Below are 20758 nucleotides of genomic sequence, written 5' to 3' on the forward strand. Positions count from 1 at the left end.
ACTGGAGTTTTCGATGACTTCGTACGTAGCCGCGATCGACCAGGGCACCACGTCGACCCGCTGCATGATCTTCGACCACTCCGGCCGGGTCGTCGCCGTGGACCAGCGGGAACACGAGCAGATCTTCCCGAAGGCCGGCTGGGTCGAGCACAACGCCGAAGAGATCTGGGAGAACACGCGGGCCGTCGCCGCGGGCGCGCTGGCCAAGGGCGACCTGGTCGCGAGCGACATCGTCGCGGTCGGCATCACCAACCAGCGCGAGACGACGCTCGTGTGGGACCGCACCACCGGCAAGCCGGTGTACAACGCGATCGTCTGGCAGGACACCCGCACCGACAAGATCGTCGCCGACCTGGGCGCGCTCGGCGGCGGTCAGGAGCGCTACCGCGCGAAGGTGGGCCTGCCGCTGGCGACCTACTTCTCCGGCCCGAAGATCAAGTGGATCCTCGACAACGTCGACGGTGCCCGCGCGAAGGCCGAAGCCGGTGACCTGATCTTCGGCAACATGGACACCTGGGTGCTGTGGAACATGACCGGCGGGGTCGACGGCGGCGTGCACGTCACCGACCCGACCAACGCGTCGCGGACCATGCTGATGGACCTCGACACGCTGACCTGGGACGCCGAGATCGCCGAGGAGATGTCGATCCCGCTGTCGATGCTCCCGGAGATCCGGTCGTCCTCGGAGACCTACGGCAAGGTCCGGGAGAAGGGCGCGCTGGCCGGAGTGCCGATCTCGGGCATCCTCGGCGACCAGCAGGCGGCGACCTTCGGGCAGGCGTGCCTCTCGCCGGGTGAAGCGAAGAACACCTACGGCACCGGCAACTTCATGCTGCTCAACACCGGCACCGAGAAGGTCATGTCGGACAACGGGCTGCTCACCACGGTCTGCTACAAGATCGGCTCGAACGACACGGTGTACGCGCTCGAAGGTTCGATCGCGGTCACCGGTTCGCTCGTGCAGTGGCTGCGGGACAACCTCGGCCTGATCGGTTCGGCGGCCGAGGTCGAGCAGCACGCCCGCACCGTCGAGGACAACGGTGGCGCGTACTTCGTGCCGGCGTTCTCGGGTCTCTTCGCGCCGTACTGGCGCTCCGACGCCCGCGGCGCGATCGTCGGCCTCACCCGGTTCGTCAACAAGGGGCACATCTCGCGGGCGGTCCTGGAGGCGACGGCCTTCCAGTCGCGCGAGGTGATCGACGCGATGAACGCCGACTCCGGCGTCCCGCTGAAGTCGCTGAAGGTCGACGGCGGAATGGTCGTCAACGAGCTGCTCATGCAGTTCCAGGCCGACATCCTCGGCGTGCCCGTCATCCGGCCGGTGGTCAACGAGACCACCGCGCTCGGCGCCGCCTACGCGGCCGGTCTCGCGGTGGGCTTCTGGGAGAGCGAAGACGACATCCGGAACAACTGGGCGCAGGACAAGCAGTGGGACCCGTCGATGGACGAGGCCCGCCGCGAGTCCGAGTACCGGAACTGGAAGAAGGCGGTCACGAAGACCTTCGACTGGGTCGACGAAGACTGACCCGCGCTATGCGCGTGAAGGCCCCCTTCCCTCGGTCGGGGGCCTTCACCCGTTACGGGGACGAGGTCATCCGGGCGAACACGATGACGTTGTCGAGGTAGTTGCGCGACGCTTTGTCGAACACGCCGCCGCAGGTGATGAGTCGCAGTTCCGGCTCGGTGGTGTCGCCGTAGACGGCGTCGGTGGGGAATTTGTCCTTCGCCACCCTCTCGACCTTCGTGACCGTGAACTCAGCCGTCACGCCGTCCTTGCGGGTGATCGAGACCTTGGCGCCGGGCGTCAGTTCCTTCAGCCGGAAGAAGATGCCCTTCTGCTTGTCGCCGTCCACGTGCCCGAGGATCACCGAAGGACCGATTTCCCCCGGGGTCGGCCCGTGTACGTACCAGCCCGCCTGCATCGGCTCGGTCACCGGCGGCACCTCGATGGTGTTGTCCGCGTTGAGTCCCAGCGGGATCAGGCTGGACTTCGCCTCGATCGCCGGCACGTCGATCGACACCGGATCGGCCTTCGGCAGACCTCGGGTGACGGTCTCGGGTGCGACGCTCGGCACCGTCTCGGCTTGCGGCGTCCCGGCTTGCGGCGGAGCGACCTCGTCGCATCCGGACAGGAAGAACGCCAAGACGGCCGCCAGAACCAGCGGTGCCCGTCGCGGCCAGGTCGCCTTCATGGTCGCCCCTTCGGGTAGCGGTCAGGGCGCCATGCTGCCGTCGCCGGCGTGAGCGGCACCGGAAGGCACCGCGTTCACCTGGCGGGGAGGAACGGTGAACGTTGCCGTATAAGACTTTCCGTTGCAGTTGACGATCAGCGGGTAGCTGCCGGGCGCCGTGCCGGCCTTGAGTTCGACGTCGGCGCTGACATTCGCCGGGACCCCGATGAGCGGACCGTAGTCGTACTTCCCGACGGTCAGCACCGGCGAAGAGAACGTCGTCGACGACGGCGCCTTCAGCCCGTCGCCGCCGGGGCATCGCGCCAGCGCCACGTTGGAGTCGCCGTGCACGTACTTGTTGACGAGCCCGAGTTCGTAGGCGGTGTCGTCGTTGAGCTGCACCGTGACACCGGGATCCGGCTCGGGTTGCTGGGCGAACCCGGCCGACGCCCCCGCCAGCACCGCCGCACCGATCGCCACCACTCCGGCGAGAACCCTGCGAATCACGGAAAACCCCTAGCCGTCACCAAAACACCGACATGCGCTAGACGCGGTCGCCCCCGCGAGGGTTGCCTCCTGGCGGCGATCAGTCCAAGTCGTCGTGGCGCATCAACTGGCGGCCCGCCTCGGTGATCGACCCCGACAGCGACGGGTACACCGAAAACGTCAGTGCCAGATGTTCCACTGTGAGCTGGTTCTGGACGGCGAGCGCGATGGGAAGGATGAGTTCGCTCGCCGTCGGCGCCACGACCACCCCACCGACGACCACGCCGGTGGCGGGACGGCAGAACAGCTTCACGAAACCGCGTCGCAGGCCTTCCATCTTCGCGCGGGCGTTCGTCGCGAGCGGGAGCATGATGGTGCGGGCGGGCACCTCACCCGAGTCGATCGCCTGCTGGCTGATGCCGACGGTCGCGATCTCGGGGTGGGTGAACACGTTGGCGGCGACGGTCTTGAGCTTGATCGGCGCGACACCCTCGCCGAGCGCGTGCCACATCGCGATGCGGCCCTGCATGCTGGCCACGGAAGCGAGCATCAGCACGCCGGTGCAGTCGCCCGCGGCGTAGATGCCGGGCGCGCTGGTGCGGGAAACGCGGTCGACGCCGATGAAGCCGCCGGGGCCGGGCTCGATGCCGACCTTTTCCAGGCCGATGTCGGCGGTGTTGGGCACCGAACCGACGGTCATCAGCGCGTGGCTGGCTTCGATCACGCGGCCGTCGGAGAGGTGGATCGCGACGCCCTTTTCGGTGCGCTCGACCTTGTCGGCGCGGGCCTGCTTGACGACCGTGGTGCCGCGCTGGGAGAAGACCTCTTCGAGCACGGCGGCGGCGTCGGCGTCCTCGTGCGGGAGCACGCGGTCGCGGCTGGACACGACGGTGACCTTGACCCCCATCTCGGTGTAGGCCGAGGCGAATTCGGCGCCGGTGACACCCGAACCGATGACGGCCAGGTGCTCGGGCAGCTCGCGCAGGTCGTAGAGCTGGCGCCAGTCGAGGATGCGCTCGCCGTCCGGCACGGCGCCGGGCAGCACGCGCGGAGTGGCACCGGTCGAGATGAGGACGACGTCGGCGTCGAGCACCTCGGTGGAGCCGTCGGAGGCGGTGACGGCGACCTTGTGCGTGGCGAGCCCGGCCTCCTCGTCGTCGAAGCGGGCCTGGCCGATGACGACGCGGACACCCTCCCGCTGGACGCGGGCGCGGATGTCGGCGGACTGCGCGAGCGCGAGGCCCTTGACCCGGCCGTGGACGGTCGGCAGGTCGACGCTGGTGTCGGCCATGTCGGTGTTGATGCCGAGCTCGCGGAGGTCGTGCATGTTCGCGAGCGCGCCGGAGGAGGCGATGAACGTCTTCGACGGGACACAGTCGTAGAGCACGCACGCGCCGCCGAGGCCGTCGCGCTCGACGATCGTGACGTCGGCTCCGTGCTGGGCCGCGACCAGTGCCGCTTCGTAACCGGCGGGGCCTCCGCCCATGATCACGATCTTGGTCACTGGTCTCCTCCTCGCAGCGGTGTCTGTGACTGCGTTTACCGTACGCGGGCGACCGTTGGGCGGATTGAGTGGCCGGACACGGCATGTACGTCCAGCCGGGTGACCGGTGGGTCGCTAGGCTGTCGCCGTGCCGTTGTATGCCGCGTATGGATCCAATATGGAGCCCTCCCAGATGCTGGAGCGCGCTCCCCACTCGCCCATGGCCGGCACCGGCTGGCTGGAGGGCTGGAGGCTGACCTTCGGGGGCGAAGACCTCGGCTGGGAAGGCGCGCTGGCGACCATCGTCGAAGACCCGGGCTCCCGGGTCTTCGTGGTGCTGTACGACGTCACCTCGCTGGACGAACCCAACCTCGACCGCTGGGAAGGCGGCGAGCTGGGCATTCACTCCAAGATCCGGCTCCGTGTGCAGACCATGGACGGCTCCGTACTGGCGTGGCTGTACGTCCTGGACGCCTACGAGGGCGGCCTCCCGTCCGCGCGCTACCTCGGCGTGCTCGCCGACGCGGCCGAGGCCGCCGGCGCCCCCGCCGACTACGTCGACGCCCTCCGCACCCGCCCCTGCCAGGGCATCTCCGGCTGACCCGCGAGTTACGCCCCCAATCACGCGAGTTACGCCTCTGATCACGTGAGTCGCGCCTCTGATCACGTGAGTTACGCCTCTGATCACGCGAGTCGCGCCGTGCGACGCTCGAATGCTCCGCGTAACTCCCCCAGCAACCGCCGTGGATCCCGCAGATCGGCCGCTGTCGCACGGATCGTGATCCACCCGCGCGCCGCCATCCGGGCGTCCCGCTCCGCGTCGTAGTCCTTCCTGCCCTCATGTGCCGCGTAGCCGTCGTACTCCAGGGCGATACGCAACTCAGGCCACGCCAGGTCGAGCACGTACAGCTTTCGCCCATCGATGGTGGCCACCTCGTACTGGGCGACCGGAACCGGCAGTCCGGCCTCCACGACGATCAAGCGGAGAATGCTCTCCGACGGCGATTCGGCCTCGCCCGTCGCGTGCGCGAGCAGCATCTGTGCCCTGTGGATACCTCGCCGGTCCCGGCGGTCGAGGATGCGATCCCGGACGTTGGCGCGCAGGACTCCCCGGTGGTCTGGCGCGAGGTTGTGCAGCGCCTCTTCGAGCGCGGCGAACGCTGTTCGCTTGTCGCCGTCGCAGAGGTGGTCGGCCAGCGCACGGTCCAACGAGAACACGGGGAGCCCGTCCAGTTCGAGCACATCGGCCGGGTGGAATTCCGCCCGGTGCACCACCAGCCCAGGCCTCGATTGGACTCGTCTCGAGTAGGGAACGGTCAGGTGGACGACCGTGCTGTCGGCAGCCGAAATCCCATGCAGGGCAAGAGAAGTAGCGCCGGAAAGCACGGCGGGTGGTCCGACCGCGAGCAGTGCCGCCTGTGCCAGAGTCGGCAACTTGAGCAGATCTGCCGCGTGGACTATCACGCCTCGCCAAGGCTGAGCCAGCACACCACGCTCAAGCCCTTCGACGACGGCACGTCGCCCCAAGATCTTGTCGGCCTCACTACGCAAGACCGCCCCATGTAGTCCTCCCCAATTGGTCACATCTTCGAGAATCGGCGACGGGATCAGTCTTGGGAAGGGCGCGTTTCCCGGGCTGTGGATAACTCGCCCAGGCTGTGGGCAACTCTGTGCACGGGTGTTCGGGTCCGACAGGACCGAACACCCGTGCACAGGGACGTAACTCGCGTGATTGGGGCCGTAACTCGCGTGATTGGAGGCGTAACTCAGGCCAGGGTGGCCAGGGCCGTGTGGACCAGCGTGCGGACACCGCACAGCAGCGAACGCTCGTCGAGGGTGAAGGTCGGGCGGTGGATGTCGGCCATCGGGCCTTCACCGGACCAGACGCCGAGGCGAGCGAAGGCGCCCTGGACGTGCTCCAGGTACCAACCGAAGTCCTCGCCACCGGACGACTGCTCGGTCCCCGCCACGGCGGTCTCGCCCAACGCGGCTTCGACACCGGCCCGCATCAGCGCGTGCGACTCCGGATCGGACACGACCGGCGGCACACCGCGGCGGTAGTCGAGGGAGAACCCGACCCCGGTCGGCGCGAGCAGCGACTCCACGGAAGCCGCGACGAGCGGCTCCAGCATCGTCCAGACCTCGTGGTCCGCGGTGCGGAGCGTGCCGCGCAGCACCCCGTCCTGCGGGACGGCGTTGGCGGCCTGCCCGGCGTGCACCGCGCCCCAGACCAGCACGGTCCCGGATCGCGGATCGACGCGACGCGAGAGCACCGCAGGCAGCGAGGTGATCACGGTCCCCAGCGCGTGCACCAGGTCCGCGGTCAGGTGCGGCCGCGAGGTGTGCCCGCCCGGCGAGGTGAGCCGCAGCTCGATGAGGTCGGCGGCCGACGTCAGCGCGCCTTCGCGCAGCCCGACCTTGCCGACCTCCAGCCGCGGGTCGCAGTGCAGCCCGTAGATCCGCTCGACGCCTTCCATCGCGCCCGCGGCGATCATGTCCAGCGCGCCGCCGGGCATGACCTCCTCGGCGGGCTGGAAGATCAGCCGGACGCGGCCCGGCAGCTCCGGCGCACCTGCCAGCGCCCTCGCCGCGCCCAGCAGGATCGCGGTGTGCGCGTCGTGCCCGCACATATGCGCGGCGCCGTCGGTCTTGGAGGCGTACGGGAGCCCGGTGGCCTCGGTCAGCGGCAGGGCGTCCATGTCGGCGCGCAGCGCGACGCAGCGGTCGCCGCTGCCGATGTCGCAGACCACGCCGGTGCCCGTGGGGAGCACCCATGGCTTGAGCCCGACCGAGCGGAGCAGGGACATGACCATTTCGGTCGTGGCGAACTCGTGGCGGGAGAGCTCCGGGTGCGCGTGGATGTGGCGGCGCCACGCGACGACGTCGGTGGCGTTCGCACGGAGCCAGTCGTCGAGCCAGAAGGGGCCGCGTCCGGCACCAAGGTCATGCACAGGTGCCATGCTGACGCCGGCCTCGGAAATCAGCGCGGTGGACGCCTCTATAGGGGCAACGACGCGACCCTCGGGGTCGCCTGGAATGTCCGGACGTGAATCGAGCACCGTCACGCCGCACCTCCTCCCGCGACACAGTCACCTTCGTCTACCACCGTACGAGTGGTCGCTGAAGGCACGCTGGGTGCCGTTCGATCTGTGATACGCATTTGCGATAGATCGTGCACCATGCGGATGGCAAGCCGCTCGTCGAGTGATCGAGCCGGAGATGGCCGGTAGTGGATCTGCGATGAACGGCTGAGAGAGTTCGGCCCGGGCTAAGCGGAGAGTCCTTCTACTTACCGGTAGCGGTTCAGGCCTTCTTCTTGGAACGGGCGCGGCGGCCGAGGATCACCAGACCGAGCAAGATGGCCGCGGCGACGCCCGCGATGATCTTCCTCTTGGTCTCCTGGCTGTTGGCCTTGTCGGTCTCGGCGGGGTCGAGCACCGGCCCCGGGGGCGCCTGCGACGGCACCTCGTGCACCGCCGCTGCCTGCGCGATCACCGGCGCGGGCGCCTGGATCTCCGAGAACGGCGCAGCCTGCGCGACCGGCGCGCAGACGACCAGCACGGCGGCGACGAGCCCGGCAAGCTGCCCGAGACGAGACCTTTTCGGCATGACTCCCTTTCGACGGCGTAGCGCGAATCCGATTCTGCACTCTGCCGGGTTCCCGCGTCAGCCGCCACGCGGAGGACCGGAGAACGCCTCCAGAATCCGTTGCGCGGCCAGCGTCGGCGTCAGCTCACCGTCCCGGACCGCCCGTTCGACGTCGGGAACGACCGCTCGCACGTCCGGATGCGAAGCGAGCCGTCCGAGGAGCTGTTCCCGGACCATCGACCAGGTCCACTCCACCTGCTGCCGTCGCCGCCGTCCGTCCAGTTCACCCGAAGCGGTCAAGACCTCGCGGTGACGGCCGATTTCGGCCCACACGTCGTCGAGTCCGACGTCGGTGAGCGCGCTGCAGGTCAGCACCGGCGGCGTCCACTCGGCGTCCCGTCCGTAGATCATCCGCAGCGCGCCGGCGAGTTCACGGGCCGCGCGTTTCGCGTCGCGTTCGTGGTCGCCGTCGGCCTTGTTGACCGCGATGACGTCCGCCAGTTCGAGGACACCCTTCTTGATGCCCTGCAACTGGTCGCCGGTGCGGGCGAGGGTCAGGAACAGGAAGTGGTCGACCATGTTCGCCACGGTCACCTCGGACTGCCCGACCCCGACGGTCTCGACCAGCACGATGTCGTATCCGGCCGCTTCCATCAGCACGATCGTCTCGCGGGTCGCCCGCGCGACGCCGCCGAGCGTGCCCGAAGTCGGCGAAGGGCGGATGAACGCCTTCGGGTCGACAGCGAGGCGCGCCATGCGGGTCTTGTCGCCCAGGATCGAGCCGCCGGTCCGCGTCGACGACGGGTCGACGGCCAGCACGGCGACCTTGTGCCCGGCCTCGGTGAGATCCGTGCCGAGCTGGTCGATGAAGGTCGACTTGCCGACACCGGGAACGCCGGTGATGCCGACGCGCCGCGCGCCGCCCGCGTGCGGGAGCAGCTCGACCAGCAGCTCCTGCGCCTGCGCCCGGTGGTCGTCCCGGTTGGACTCGACGAGCGTGATCGCCCGCGACAGCAGGCCGCGGTCACCCGCGAGGACGCCTTTGGCCAGCGCCCCGACGTCGATCTTGCGCGGCAAGGTTCAGGACTCCTGGGCGGTCAGCTGTCCGATGAGGTCGATCGCCGCTTCGGCGATCACCGTGCCGGGGCCGAAGATCGCCGCCGCGCCCGCCGCGCGCAGCTCTTCGTAGTCCTGCGGCGGGATGACGCCGCCGACCACGACGATGATGTCCTCGCGTCCCTGCTCGGCGAGCTCGGCGCGCAGCGCGGGGACCAGCGAAAGGTGCCCTGCCGCCAGCGACGAAACGCCGATGACGTGCACGTCGGCCTCGATCGCCTGCCGCGCGACCTCGCCGGGGGTGGAGAACAGCGGGCCGACGTCGACGTCGAAACCGATGTCGGCGAAGCCGGTCGCGATCACCTTCTGGCCGCGGTCGTGGCCGTCCTGGCCCATCTTCGCGACCAGGATCCGGGGACGGCGGCCTTCCTCCTCGGCGAACTTCTCGACCAGTTCGCGCGCCTGCTCGACGTTCTCGGCCTTGCCGACCTCCTCGCGGTACACACCGGAGATGGTACGAATCTGGCCGGAGTGGCGCCCCCAGATCTTCTCCAGCGAGTCGGAGATCTCGCCGACGGTGGCCTTCGCCCGCGCGGCGTCGATGGCCAGCGCGAGCAGGTTGCCATCGGACTCGGCGCCCGCGGTCAGCCGTCGCAGCGCGTCCTGTGTGGCGTCCTCGTCGCGTTCTTCGCGCAGCCGCCGCAGTTTCTCCAGCTGCTGTGCGCGCACGCCGGCGTTGTCGACCTTGAGCACGTCGATCTGTTCATCGTCGGTGACCTGGTACTTGTTGACGCCGATCACCGGTTGACGGCCGGAGTCGATCCGCGCCTGTGTCCGCGCCGCGGCCTCTTCGATGCGCAGCTTCGGGATACCGGCGTCGATCGCCTTCGCCATCCCGCCCGCCTGCTCGACCTCGGTGATGTGGCCCCACGCCTTGCGCGCGAGGTCGTAGGTCAGCTTCTCGACGAACGCGCTGCCGCCCCACGGGTCGATGACCCGCGTGGTGCCGGATTCCTGTTGCAGCAGCAGCTGCGTGTTCCGCGCGATGCGCGCGGAGAAGTCGGTCGGCAGCGCCAGCGCCTCGTCGAGGGCGTTGGTGTGCAACGACTGCGTGTGTCCCTGGGTCGCGGCCATCGCCTCGACGCAAGTGCGGACGACGTTGTTGTAGACGTCCTGCGCGGTCAGCGACCAGCCCGACGTCTGCGAGTGGGTCCGCAGGCTCAAAGACTTGGAACTCTGGGGGTCGAAGCCCTTCACCAGCTTCGCCCAGAGGAGCCGTGCCGCGCGGAGTTTCGCGACCTCCATGAAGAAGTTCATCCCGATCGCCCAGAAGAAGGACAGGCGCGGCGCGAACTTGTCGACGTCCAGCCCGGCTTCGACCCCGGCGCGGATGTACTCGACGCCGTCCGCGAGCGTGTACGCCAGCTCCAGGTCGGCGGTCGCCCCGGCCTCCTGCATGTGGTAGCCGGAGATGGAGATCGAGTTGTACTTCGGCATGTTCCGCGAGGTGAACGAGAAGATGTCCGAGATGATCCGCATCGACGGCTGCGGCGGGTAGATGTAGGTGTTGCGGACCATGAACTCCTTGAGGATGTCGTTCTGGATGGTCCCGGCCAGTTTGTCCGGCGTGACACCCTGTTCCTCGGCCGCGACGACGTACAGCGCGAGCACCGGCAGGACGGCGCCGTTCATGGTCATCGAAACGCTCATCTTGTCGAGCGGGATGCCGTCGAAGAGCTGGCGCATGTCGTAGATCGAGTCGATCGCGACGCCCGCCATGCCGACGTCACCGGCGACGCGCGGGTGGTCGGAGTCGTAGCCGCGGTGCGTCGCGAGGTCGAAGGCGACCGAAAGGCCCTTCTGCCCGGCGGCGAGATTGCGGCGGTAGAAGGCGTTCGACTCCTCGGCGGTGGAGAAACCCGCGTACTGGCGGATGGTCCACGGCTGGTTGACGTACATCGTCGGATACGGGCCGCGCAGATACGGCGCGATACCCGGATACGTGCCGAGGAAGTCCACTCCGGACAGATCGTCGGCGGTGTAGACCGGCTTGACGCCGATGCCTTCCGGCGTCTCCCAGGCGAGCGCGTCAGGGCCCTTGCCGGTGGCGGCGTGCAACGCCTCAGTCCACTGAGGACGGTCGGCGGGGTCGGATCCGCCCAGCTCGATTCCGGCGAAGTTCGGGATGGTCATCACTGCACTCCGAGCTCGTTCAACGTGCCGGTCAGGATTTCCAGGGCGTCGCAGCCCGTGTAGAGGTAGCCCGTGACGTCCGGGTGGTCGCCGGGTTTTCCGGCGAGCAGCACCGACGTCGCACCGGCTTCCTTCAGTGCCTTCGCGACGCTGTCGGCTTCCTCCGCGTAGGAAGTGTTGCTTCCGCAGAGGCAGGCGATCTTCGTTCCACTGGCCCGGAATTCCGCGATGACGTCCTCCGGCGCACCGGGGTTCACGGCCTCGATCCCGCCCGCTTGGAACAGGTTCGCCGCGAAACTCGCCCGTGCGGTGTGCGCCGCGACCGGGCCGAGCGTGGCGAGGAAGACGCGGGGACGGCTCGGATGCGCGTCCGCCCGGTCCCGCAGGGCCTCGAACGCTTCGGCGTACCGGTGCCGGGGCAGGCCGCCATCCGGCAGCTCTTCGACGGCGTCGCGGACGACTGTTTTCTCGGTCAGGTTGGGGAATTCGCTGACGCCGGTGATCGGATCACGCCGGGTCGCGAGCCGCTTCGACCGCTTTTCCCACGTTTCGGCAAGCCGCGCGGCGAGCGCGCCGGAGGCCAGTTCGGCCTCGATCCCGCCCGCCGCTTCGATGGCGGTGAACTCGCGCCACGCGGCCTTGGCCAGGTCTTCGGTGAGGTTTTCGACGTACCAGGAGCCGCCTGCCGGGTCGATGACACCGGCCAGTTTGGACTCCTCCAGCAGCACGGCGTGCGTGTTGCGCGCGATCCGCGCGGAGAACGCGTCCGGCTGACCGATCGCGGCGTCGAACGGGAGCACGGTGATCGCGTCCGCGCCGCCGACCCCGGCACCGAAACAGGCGAGCGTGGTCCGCAGCATGTTCACCCACGGGTCACGCTGGGTCAGCATCGCGGGCGACGTGACCGCGTGCTGCCGCATGCCGGACACCTTGCCGGCTGAGCCCCCAGCGACCTCGGTGACGCGGGCCCACAGGCGCCGCGCGGCGCGGAACTTGGCGATCGTGAGGAACTGGTCCGCCGTGGCGGCGAGCCGGAATTCGATCTGCCCGGCCGCGGTGTCGACGTCCAGCCCCGCTTCGGTGAGCGCCCGCAGGTACGCGACGCCCGCGGCGATGGTCGCGCCGAGTTCCTGCGCGTCCGAGCCGCCCGCCTCATGGAACGGCAGGCCGTCGGCGACGATCGTCCGCACCTTCGGATGACTGACGGCGACCCGCGCCGCCAACCGCGCGGCGGGGACGAGCGGATGCGCCGAACCGGTGCGCGCGGCCGACCCGATCGGGTCGGCGCCGAGGGTCGCGGTGACCGCGCTCGCCGGGATCTCGCGTTCGGCGAACAGGGCGAACAACTCGTTCGCGGCGGCTTCGTACTCGTCGCCCGCGTCGAGGGTGACGGGCGCGAGGTCGACGTAGACCTCGTTCAACGCGTCGCCCAGATCGGCGACGGGGACGCCGTGCGCACCGGCGCGCAGCCAGATGGAGCTGACGCCGCCTTCGAGGTCGGCGAGGATCGCGGCGTTCGTCGCCTTCGCGTCGCGACGCGCGTACCGGGCACGGATGTCCCAGCCGGTCGTCACCGCGCCCTCGGGCCGGGCGCTTCTCACGAACGGCGGAAGACCGGGGAACCCTGTCCCCTCGACGGCGTCTTCGGCGGTGTAGAGCGGCTGGATCTCCAGACCGTCATACGTCCGGGTGACGAGCTTGCTTTCGGGCAGGCCGTCGAACGACTCGTCGATGGCGCCGCTCTTGCGCAGCACTCCGGCCACGAGTTCCCGCCACTGGTCCCGGCTCGCTTCGGGGAACTCCGCCGCGAGCTTCAGCTCCTCGGGCGAGTCAGGGGTCGGCACTGACTCCGTCTCGGCCACTTCCGTCATAGCCATCGATGCTAACGGCCCTCAAGTGGCGTTACCTGTGACGCTAGTCGCGCCGAAAGGGTGGCCTGTTCACTCCGACAGGGCACGGCGCATGGGTCCCTCACACGGGCATACGCCACAATTGGGCCGTGCCGTCCGACACCACCGAGCCCAGCGAGAGTCCCGGCGACGAGAAGCGTGTGGTCGCCGGGCGATATCGGTTGCGCTCGGTCATCGGATCGGGGTCGATGGGCACGGTCTGGTCGGCCTACGACGAGTTCCTGCACCGTCCCGTCGCGGTCAAAGAGGTCCGCCTCCCGCCCGGCGTGCCGACGTCGCAAGCCGACGAACTGCGTGAGCGGACCCTGCGCGAAGCCCGCGCGATCGCCGTCCTGAGTCACCCGAACGTGATCATCCTGCACGACGTCGCGCGCGAGAACGACGAGCCGTTCGTGGTCATGGAGCTGCTGCCGTCGCGCAGCCTCGCGCATATCCTGCGCGACCACGGGCCGCTGACGGTCGAGCAGGCGGCGGCGGTCGGTATCGCGGTGGCGTCCGCGCTCGAAGCCGCGCACGCCGCCGGCATCACCCACCGTGACGTCAAACCGGGCAACGTCCTCGTCGCGGGTGACGGCCGCATCAAGCTCACCGACTTCGGCATCGCGCGCAACGTCTCCGAAGCCACCATGACCCGGACCGGGATGATGCTGGGCTCGCCCGCCTACATCGCGCCCGAGGTCGCGTCCGGCGGCGCCGTCGTCCCCGCCGCGGATCTCTGGGGTCTCGGCGCGACGCTGTTCGCCGCCGTCGAGGGCTCGCCGCCCTACGACGCCGACGGCGACCCGCTCGAGACGGTCGGCAAGGTCGTCAACGGGAAGGTGCCGAAGCCCGGCCCCGGTCCGCTGGCCGACGTGATCGGCGCGCTCATGAAGAAGGAGCCGTCGAAGCGGATCACCCTGCGCGAAGTGCGCCGCCGGCTGTACCCGTTGCAGGCCAAGACGCTCATCGACCTCTTCCCCGCCGAGCTGTTCCACACACCCGACGGCAAGAAGACCACCGCCCATCTCGACGCGACCGACACCCAGGTGATCAAGCCGGTCGCGCCGGAAAAGCCGGGCGAGGGCACGAGTTCCGAACTCGCCGCCGACCCCGGACCGCTGCCGTTCCTGAACCAGCCCGCGCCGGCGCCTCCCGCCGAACCACCGCCGATGCCGACCGTCACACCGACGCCGACGGGCCCGCCGGGGCGGTCAGGGCGGTCGGCGGTGGGCACGGTGGTGCTGGCGCTCGTGTCGGTCGTCCTCTTCCTCCTGGCCGCCGGCGGCGGATTCGTGCTGGCCAGGGCCGTCGGCGGGCAGGACCTGCGGCCACCGGAGAAGGTGCAGCAGGGCGACACGGTCATCACTCAGCCGCCGCCGAAACTGATCACGCAGCAGGGTGACGCCAGCACGGTGAACGGCCTCAAGGGCGGCCGGTTCAGCATCGGCGTCCCGGAAGGCTGGCAGAAGTTCGTCGCGCCGCATGTCACCAAGGGCGTGCCGAGCACCGTGGTCCAGTACGTCTCGCCCGACGGCCGCCAGGTCATCCGGGTCGAGCGGCTGAGCGGTTTCCTGTCGAGCAGCCCGCCGCCCGCCTACTTCAGCTGGCTGAAGAGCCAGCATCCCGAAATCGCCCTCATCGGTGAGCCGACCACCGTGCCCGGCCGGGGCGACAACAGCCAGCGGTACACCTACCGGACGACCGAGCGCGCTGTCGGGAGCCGGGACGCCGTGAACGAGAGCATCACTCGCACGACGTACATGGACCTGTTCAGTGGCGGCACCGACCTCTGGGTCCTCTCGGTGACGTCGCCGATCGAGCAGGAGAATTCCGCGAAGACCGCGATCTTCGAGCCCGTGGCGCTTTCCCTCATCGTCGACGGTTAGCCCGGCGGGCCGGCGTCCACAAGTGCGCCCGATTGGTGCCATGATGTCCGGCTCTCGCGGGCGTCGTGAGTGGTAAGTGTCGTTCTAACGCTCTTTAGCACTCACGACCCCGCGCGGAACTGGCCTCGCCCACGACTTCCCCCTCAGGACCGCTTGCGAGCGGTCACCCCCGCATGCGACGGGAAGGAAGCGTCTTCAGCCCTCCTGAGCGAAGTAGGCCTTCGAAGCACGCTGCTGCGCCAGCCTCCGCATCACCGAGAGCAGCCTGTCCCCGAGAAGCGTCTCCACGACGGCGATCTCGATGATCTGCTCCAGCGACTCGATCCCGGCGATCGCCTCGAAGTCCAGTTCGGCGGTCCGGTCGGCGATCTCGGCGTAGTCGTCGAGATGGTCGAGGTACCAGCCGTGCCCGACCTCGCGGATCGTGCACAGGACGCCGACCAGTGCCTGGATGACCAGGTCGTCGTCCTTGCAGGGCCAGCCGCGGCGCTCGGTGAGGTCCCGGACCGTCGCGAGCGCCCATTCGCGGGCTTCGTCGTCGGCGACCTGCCGCGGGGGCGTGATGCCCTGCTGGGCGATGCCGAGGATGTGGTGGGGGCTGGCTTCCCCGGCGTCGACCGCGGCGAGCACTTCTCCGACCGTCGCGAGCGACAGGCCGCCGACCTCCATCAGCGCCCTGATCAGCTTGATCCGCTGGACGTGCCCCTCGCCGTACTTCGCCTGGTTGGGGCTGGTCCGCTCACCCGGCGGGAGCAGCCCTTCCCGCAGGTAGTACTTGATCGTGGCGACCGGGAGCCCGGCTTTCTCGCTCAGTTCGGCCATCCGCACGCGTGCGTTCTCCGATCTCGGGGACGGTTCCAGGGTCATCCCTGAAGATTTCTCAGGATGGATAGCTTAGGTTCCCATAACGGAGAGCTTGACTATCCATTCCGGGAGGGACCCATGACCATCTTGACCGATCTCCGCGAGAGAACCCGCACCTGGCACCGCGGTTCGTATCGCCTGGCCCAGGCCTTCGCCGTGATCACCGTGCTGTGCGCACTGGCCATGCTGATCGACCAGCGGACCCTGAACGGCGCGCCGCTCTGGGCGAAACTGTTCAAATTCGCCGTCTCCGCGGCGCTGTACTTCTTCACCTGGAGCTGGCTCGTCTCGCTGCTGCCGAGGTTCCGGCGGACCGCGTACTGGCTGACGAACGTCCTCGTCGTGTGCTTCAGCATCGAGTACGCACTGATGGTGGTCCAGACCATTCGCGTCCGCGCGAGTCACTTCAACAACGAGACCCCGCTGGACGCCACGATCTTCGCCGTCATGGCCGGGACGATCGCCGTGCTGTGGGTGGTCAACCTCGTGCTGACGATCGCCGTCCTGTTCCTCCGGCTCCCCGATCGGGCGACGGCGTGGGCGGCCAAGATCGGCGCGATCCTCGGCGTGCTGGGGCTCTCGCTGGCCACGCTGATGACCAGCCCGACCCCGGACCAGCAGGCCATGCTCGACGCGACCGGCCAGTCCGCGATGGTCGGCGCGCATACCGTCGGGCTCCCCGACGGCGGCCCCGGCCTGCCGATCCTCGGCTGGAGCACGGTCGGCGGCGACCTGCGGATCCCGCATTTCCTCGGCCTGCACGGGCTTCAGGTCCTCCCCTTGCTCGCGCTCGCCCTCGGCGTCCTGGCGGCGCGCTACCCGAGGCTTCGCGACGACGTCCTCCGGCTGCGACTCGTGGTGATCGCCGGTGTCGGCTACGCGGGCCTTCTCGCCCTGCTCACCTGGCAGGCGCTGCGCGGCCAGTCGATCGTCGCCCCCGACTCGCAGACCCTGACCGCCTTCGCCCTGCTCGGGGCGGGCGTCGCCGTTAGCGGGCTGATCGCGATCGGGCGGTCGGCGCGGGAGCTGGAGGCATCGTCGCGATGAGCGTCGAGACGCTGTTCACCTGGACCTTCCCGCTGGCGACGCCGTTCTGGCTGCTGATGATCTTCCTGCCCGGCTGGTCGTGGACCCGCCGGATCATGTCCTCGCCCTGGACGCCACTGCTCCCGCTGATCCCGTACTTCGCGCTCGCCATCGCGCATCTCGGTGAACTCTGGACGGCGGTGAGCAGGCCGGACCTCGACGTGCTCAGCGCGTTCACCGGCACGCCGTACGGGGCGGCCACGATCTGGGCCCAGCTGATCGCCTTCGACCTGTTCATCGCCCGCTGGATGTACCTCGAATCCCGCGAGCACCGGATCCACCCGCTGGTGACCGGCCCGATCCTGGCGCTCACGATCTTCCTGTCCCCGTTCGGGCTGGTGGCGTTCCTGCTCGTGAGAACCGTCCGGATACGCTCGTCGCATGAGTGAGAACGAGGTCGCGGCGGCCGCCGCCATCGCCGAACGCACCGGCGTCGAGAAGCACGACATCGCCGTCGTGCTCGGTTCGGGCTGGCGCCCGGCGGCGGACGTCATCGGGGAGCCCGAGGCGGAGATCCCGCTGGGCGAGCTGCCCGGATTCGTCGCGCCGGGCGCGGTCGGGCACGGGGGGACCGTCCGGTCGGTCCGCGTCGGCGAGAAGCGCGCGCTGATCCTGCTGGGCCGCACGCATTTCTACGAGGGCAAGGGGATCGACCCGGTCGTGCACAACGTGCGCACCGCCGCGGCGGCGGGCGCCAGGACCGTGCTGCTGACCAACGCCGCGGGCGGTCTGCGCGAGGGCTTCCGGGTCGGGCAGCCGGTGCTGATCTCCGACCACCTGAACCTGACCGCGCGCTCACCGATCGTCGGCGCGAACTTCGTCGACCTGACGGACCTTTACGCGAAGCGGCTGCGCGACATCGCCCGCGAGATCGACCCTTCGCTGGAAGAAGGCGTCTACGCGGGGCTGACCGGGCCGCATTTCGAGACGCCGGCGGAGATCCACATGCTGCGAACGCTCGGCGCCGACCTCGTCGGCATGTCGACGGTGCTGGAGGCCATCGCCGCCCGCGCCGCCGGGGTCGAGGTGTTCGGGCTTTCGCTGGTGACCAACCTGGCGGCCGGGATGACCGGGGAACCGCTGAACCACGAAGAGGTCCTCGAGGCGGGCCGCCAGTCCGCCACCCGCATGGGCACCTTGCTCAAGGAACTCGTCGCCCGCGCCTGACAGCCCTTTGCGCGTGAAGGCCCCCTTCCCTCGGCTGAGCCGAGGGAAGGGGGCCTTCACGCGCTTCTCAGCCGGCGAACTCGGGAAGCCGCTGAGCGACCTCCGCGGGGGACGGCATCGCGGCGACCTCGTCGGCGAGTTTCCGTGCCGCGCCGAGCACCGCTTCGTCCGTGAGCAGCTTTCGCGCCTGCTCGGTGATGACCTCCTCGACGACGTCGGCGCCGATCAGTTGCGTGCCCACCCCGGCCGTGACGACGGCTTCGGCGTTCGTGAACTGATCCGCTCCCTGCGGCAGCACCAGCTGCGGCAGCCCGGCGCCGAAAGCCCCGAGCGTCGTTCCGCTGCCGCCGTGGTGGACCACGAGGTCGACGTGCGGCAGGAGATCGACCTGCGGCACCCACGCCTCGACACGGACGTTGCCGGGGACGTCGCCCAGCGCCGCCGGATCCACCGTCGGCCCCGCCGCGACGATGACGTCCGCGTCGATCCGCGCCAGGCCGCCGATGGCCCGCTTCAACACGTCTTCGTCACCGAAAGCGGTGCCCAGGGTGAGGTAGATCAGCGGACGGCTCCTGTCCCGCCCGGCCACTCCCGCCGGGAGGTCTCCCGGCTCCGCCCAGCCGACGGGACGCAACGGGATCCTGTTCGCTTCGGCCAGGAAATCGGGCGCCTGCACCGATTCCGGGCAAATGTCGATGACCGGGTCACCGAAAGAGGGCAGACTCGCGCCCTCGATTCCGAACTCTGCCGCGAATTCCGCGAGACGGCCGGTGATGATGTCGGCGACCTCGCCCGGCGAGACGCGGCCGAAACCGTGCCCGATCGCGGGGATCCCGGCGAGCCGGGCGGCGATGGCGCCCCCGGCGTTTCCGCTTTCGTAGACGACGAGATCGGGCCGGTGCCGGTCGAGCACCGGCGCGAGATCGGCGACGAACCGCCGCGGCAGCACGTTTCCGAACACCTGCCCGATGACCGGGTAGAACGATTCGGGTGGGGCGTCCTTGGCCCGGGGCTGAGCGTCGGGGCCGAAGAACGACTCGAACGCCTCCCGCATGCCGAATCCGGCGCTTTCCGCGGCCAGCCCGGCCTTCTCGACCACCGGGAGCATGTCGTCACCTGTGGCGAAGAGGACTTCGTGCCCGGCGTCGCGAGCGGCGACGGCGAGCGGTAGTAGGGGATAGAGATGACCATGACTCACCAGAGAAGTGAAGATCAATCGCACCCTCCCCAACGTACCCGTAGGCTGACTCGGTGACGACTTCTTTGACCTCGGAGCTGCGGGATCGGGCGTTCCGCTGGATCGCCGACGACCCGGACGACGATTCCCGTGTCGAGCTGCAGAACATCCTCGCGCGCGCGATGGGCGGCGAAGCCGGTGCGGCGGCCGAACTCGCGGACCGGATGGCGGGCCCGCTCGAATTCGGCACCGCCGGGCTGCGCGGCCCGGTGCGCGCGGGCCCCAACGGGATGAACGTCGCGGTCGTGACCCGGACCACGGCCGGGGTCGCGGCCTGGCTGGCCTCGCAAGGACATGCGGGCGGGGTCGTGGTGGTCGGCCGCGACGCGCGGCACGGTTCGGAAGCCTTCGCCGCGGCGGCCGCCGAGGTGCTGACGGCCGCCGGGTTCGCGGTGAAGACGCTGCCCGGCCCGCTGCCCACACCGGTGCTCGCGTTCGCCGTTCCCGCCCTCGGCGCGGTCGCGGGCATCCAGATCACCGCGTCGCACAATCCCCCGGCGGACAACGGTTACAAGCTTTACGACGCGTCGGGTGGCCAGATCGTCCCGCCTTCGGACGGTCAGATCGAGCGGGCCATCGAAGCCGCTCCCCCGGCGATCAGCGTGCCGCGAGAGCCGGGCGCCGAGGTGCTGGGCGACGAACTCCTGAACGCGTACCTCGCGAAGGTCGCGCTTCTGCCGCGCGGCCCGGAGCGCGAGGTCAAGGTCGCCGCAACGGCGCTGCACGGCGTCGGCGCGGACACCCTGCGCGCCGCGTTCGAGCGCGCCGGTTTCGGCGACCTCCACCTGGTGCCCGAGCAGGCCACGCCCGATCCCGACTTCCCGACTGTCGCCTTCCCGAATCCGGAAGAACCGGGCGCGACGGACCTTTTGCTGACACTGGCGTCCGAAGTGGACGCGGACCTGGCGATCGCGCTCGATCCCGACGCCGACCGCTGCGCGCTGGGCGTGCGCGAGCGGGACGGCTCGTGGCGGATGCTGCGCGGCGACGAAACCGGCGTGTTACTCGGCCGGCACATACTGTCCACTGTGGATAGTGCCGACCCGCTCGTGGCCACGACGATCGTGTCGTCGTCGATGCTCGGCGAGGTCGCGAAGGAATTCGGGGCGCGCTATGCGGAGACCTTGACCGGGTTCAAATGGCTGGTCCGCGCGGGCGAAGGGCTCGTCTTCGCCTACGAAGAGGCACTCGGCCTCTGCGTGAACCCCGGTTTCGTGCGCGACAAGGACGGCATCGCCGCCGCCGTCCTCGCCGCGGCGTTGACCGCTTCCCTGCGCGCTGTCGGACGCGGACCGCTGGACATCCTCGACGAACTGTCCGTGAAGCACGGTGTGCACGTGACGGATCAGGTCTCCTTGCGGGTCACCGATCTTTCGGTGCGGGAGCGGCTGATGGCGGGCCTGCGCGCCACGCCCCCGTCGGCGCTGGGCGGTACCGACGTCACGATGGAGGACCTCCTGCCCGACGCCGACGTCCTCCGCCTGACCGGCGAAGGCCTGCGTGTCGTCATCAGGCCCTCCGGGACCGAGCCGAAACTGAAGGCGTACTTGCAGGTCAAGCAGCCGGTCGCCGGCGACCTCACCGAGGCACGCGCCGCCGCGGACGCCCGGCTGTCCGCACTGCGGGCCGACATCGAGTCCCTGCTGGTGTGA

The 20758-nt window shown here is 69.5% G+C and carries 18 protein-coding genes; 7 read left to right on the forward strand and 11 right to left on the reverse strand.

Translation table 11 applies throughout. The features are described from left to right. Window positions 1-13 precede the first annotated feature (13 nt). Window positions 14-1525: a glycerol kinase GlpK gene (gene glpK, locus CVV72_RS24425; protein WP_219145974.1), complete on the forward strand. Its 1512-nt coding sequence runs from the start codon at window positions 14-16 to the stop codon at window positions 1523-1525. A gap of 52 nt (window positions 1526-1577) precedes the next feature. Here the strand turns inward: glpK and CVV72_RS24430 are convergent, their stop codons facing one another. The 3 genes from CVV72_RS24430 to CVV72_RS24440 all read right to left on the reverse strand — a co-directional run bounded on the left by CVV72_RS24430 (window position 1578) and on the right by CVV72_RS24440 (window position 4161). Next, window positions 1578-2192: a class F sortase gene (locus CVV72_RS24430; protein ID WP_219145975.1), complete on the reverse strand. Its 615-nt coding sequence runs from the start codon at window positions 2190-2192 to the stop codon at window positions 1578-1580. A gap of 21 nt (window positions 2193-2213) precedes the next feature. Further along, window positions 2214-2675, reverse strand: a complete 462-nt coding sequence (locus tag CVV72_RS24435; protein WP_255632790.1) for a hypothetical protein — start codon at window positions 2673-2675, stop codon at window positions 2214-2216. A gap of 82 nt (window positions 2676-2757) precedes the next feature. Continuing rightward, window positions 2758-4161, reverse strand: a complete 1404-nt coding sequence (locus tag CVV72_RS24440) for an NAD(P)H-quinone dehydrogenase (protein ID WP_034304731.1) — start codon at window positions 4159-4161, stop codon at window positions 2758-2760. Between the two features lie 127 nt (window positions 4162-4288). Between CVV72_RS24440 and CVV72_RS24445 the strand changes: the two genes are divergently transcribed. Next, window positions 4289-4741, forward strand: a complete 453-nt coding sequence (locus tag CVV72_RS24445; RefSeq protein ID WP_185927259.1) for a gamma-glutamylcyclotransferase — start codon at window positions 4289-4291, stop codon at window positions 4739-4741. Window positions 4742-4824: 83 nt separating this feature from the next. Here the strand turns inward: CVV72_RS24445 and CVV72_RS24450 are convergent, their stop codons facing one another. From CVV72_RS24450 to CVV72_RS24475, 6 genes are all read right to left on the reverse strand, one after another. Then, window positions 4825-5667, reverse strand: coding sequence for a DUF559 domain-containing protein (locus CVV72_RS24450; protein ID WP_219154094.1), 843 nt, complete (start codon window positions 5665-5667; stop codon window positions 4825-4827). Between the two features lie 239 nt (window positions 5668-5906). After that, window positions 5907-7205 carry an amidohydrolase gene (locus CVV72_RS24455; protein WP_126735221.1) on the reverse strand — a complete coding sequence of 433 codons (1299 nt, stop codon included), beginning with the start codon at window positions 7203-7205 and terminating at the stop codon, window positions 5907-5909. A 238-nt stretch (window positions 7206-7443) separates the two neighbouring features. Continuing rightward, complete coding sequence (locus CVV72_RS24460; protein ID WP_219145976.1) at window positions 7444-7749, reverse strand: hypothetical protein; 306 nt, start codon at window positions 7747-7749, stop codon at window positions 7444-7446. Between the two features lie 57 nt (window positions 7750-7806). Then, entirely contained in the window at window positions 7807-8805 is a 999-nt protein-coding gene (gene meaB / locus CVV72_RS24465; protein WP_219145977.1) for a methylmalonyl Co-A mutase-associated GTPase MeaB, read from the reverse strand. 3 nt (window positions 8806-8808) lie between these two features. After that, window positions 8809-10977: a methylmalonyl-CoA mutase gene (gene scpA / locus CVV72_RS24470; RefSeq protein ID WP_219145978.1), complete on the reverse strand. Its 2169-nt coding sequence runs from the start codon at window positions 10975-10977 to the stop codon at window positions 8809-8811. Continuing rightward, the gene (locus CVV72_RS24475; RefSeq protein ID WP_219145979.1) at window positions 10977-12848 is read right to left on the reverse strand and encodes a methylmalonyl-CoA mutase family protein; all 1872 of its coding nucleotides are present in this window, start codon (window positions 12846-12848) and stop codon (window positions 10977-10979) included. The genes scpA and CVV72_RS24475 overlap by 1 nt, the downstream gene beginning before the upstream one ends. Window positions 12849-12976: 128 nt before the next feature. Here CVV72_RS24475 and CVV72_RS24480 point away from each other — a divergent pair, with 128 nt between their 5' ends. Beyond that, on the forward strand, window positions 12977-14752 hold the full coding sequence (locus tag CVV72_RS24480; RefSeq protein WP_219145980.1) for a serine/threonine-protein kinase: 1776 nt from the start codon (window positions 12977-12979) through the stop codon (window positions 14750-14752). 195 nt (window positions 14753-14947) lie between these two features. Here CVV72_RS24480 and CVV72_RS24485 read toward each other — a convergent pair whose 3' ends face one another. Continuing rightward, window positions 14948-15619 carry a MerR family transcriptional regulator gene (locus CVV72_RS24485; protein ID WP_255632243.1) on the reverse strand — a complete coding sequence of 224 codons (672 nt, stop codon included), beginning with the start codon at window positions 15617-15619 and terminating at the stop codon, window positions 14948-14950. Between the two features lie 75 nt (window positions 15620-15694). Here CVV72_RS24485 and CVV72_RS24490 point away from each other — a divergent pair, with 75 nt between their 5' ends. From CVV72_RS24490 to CVV72_RS24500, 3 genes are read left to right on the forward strand one after another with little or no spacing between them, the layout of a single operon-like run. Next, window positions 15695-16663, forward strand: coding sequence for a hypothetical protein (locus tag CVV72_RS24490; protein WP_219145981.1), 969 nt, complete (start codon window positions 15695-15697; stop codon window positions 16661-16663). Then, window positions 16660-17091 carry an ABA4-like family protein gene (locus CVV72_RS24495; protein ID WP_219145982.1) on the forward strand — a complete coding sequence of 144 codons (432 nt, stop codon included), beginning with the start codon at window positions 16660-16662 and terminating at the stop codon, window positions 17089-17091. Before CVV72_RS24490 ends, CVV72_RS24495 begins: the two co-directional genes overlap by 4 nt. Further along, entirely contained in the window at window positions 17084-17869 is a 786-nt protein-coding gene (locus CVV72_RS24500) for a purine-nucleoside phosphorylase (RefSeq protein ID WP_034304710.1), read from the forward strand. Before CVV72_RS24495 ends, CVV72_RS24500 begins: the two co-directional genes overlap by 8 nt. 67 nt (window positions 17870-17936) lie before the next feature. Here CVV72_RS24500 and CVV72_RS24505 read toward each other — a convergent pair whose 3' ends face one another. Then, window positions 17937-19091 (reverse strand): glycosyltransferase, encoded by a 1155-nt coding sequence (locus CVV72_RS24505; protein WP_219145983.1) that lies wholly within the window; start codon window positions 19089-19091, stop codon window positions 17937-17939. Between the two features lie 29 nt (window positions 19092-19120). Here CVV72_RS24505 and CVV72_RS24510 point away from each other — a divergent pair, with 29 nt between their 5' ends. After that, window positions 19121-20758, forward strand: a complete 1638-nt coding sequence (locus tag CVV72_RS24510) for a phospho-sugar mutase (protein WP_219145984.1) — start codon at window positions 19121-19123, stop codon at window positions 20756-20758.

Origin of the sequence: Amycolatopsis sp. TNS106 (genome assembly GCF_019330265.1) — a bacterium.
Taxonomy (GTDB): Bacteria; Actinomycetota; Actinomycetes; order Mycobacteriales; family Pseudonocardiaceae; genus Amycolatopsis; species Amycolatopsis lurida.

Excerpts from the sequence above, each read along its gene's own strand:
- glpK (WP_219145974.1), top strand. The coding sequence starts at position 14 with ATGACTTCGTACGTAGCCGCGATCGACCAGGGCACCACGTCGACCCGC.
- CVV72_RS24485 (WP_255632243.1), bottom strand. The coding sequence starts at position 15,619 with ATGACCCTGGAACCGTCCCCGAGATCGGAGAACGCACGCGTGCGGATG.
- CVV72_RS24500 (WP_034304710.1), top strand. The coding sequence starts at position 17,084 with ATGAGTGAGAACGAGGTCGCGGCGGCCGCCGCCATCGCCGAACGCACC.
- CVV72_RS24490 (WP_219145981.1), top strand. The coding sequence starts at position 15,695 with ATGACCATCTTGACCGATCTCCGCGAGAGAACCCGCACCTGGCACCGC.
- CVV72_RS24430 (WP_219145975.1), bottom strand. The coding sequence starts at position 2,192 with ATGAAGGCGACCTGGCCGCGACGGGCACCGCTGGTTCTGGCGGCCGTC.
- CVV72_RS24475 (WP_219145979.1), bottom strand. The coding sequence starts at position 12,848 with ATGACGGAAGTGGCCGAGACGGAGTCAGTGCCGACCCCTGACTCGCCC.
- scpA (WP_219145978.1), bottom strand. The coding sequence starts at position 10,977 with ATGACCATCCCGAACTTCGCCGGAATCGAGCTGGGCGGATCCGACCCC.
- CVV72_RS24460 (WP_219145976.1), bottom strand. The coding sequence starts at position 7,749 with ATGCCGAAAAGGTCTCGTCTCGGGCAGCTTGCCGGGCTCGTCGCCGCC.
- CVV72_RS24495 (WP_219145982.1), top strand. The coding sequence starts at position 16,660 with ATGAGCGTCGAGACGCTGTTCACCTGGACCTTCCCGCTGGCGACGCCG.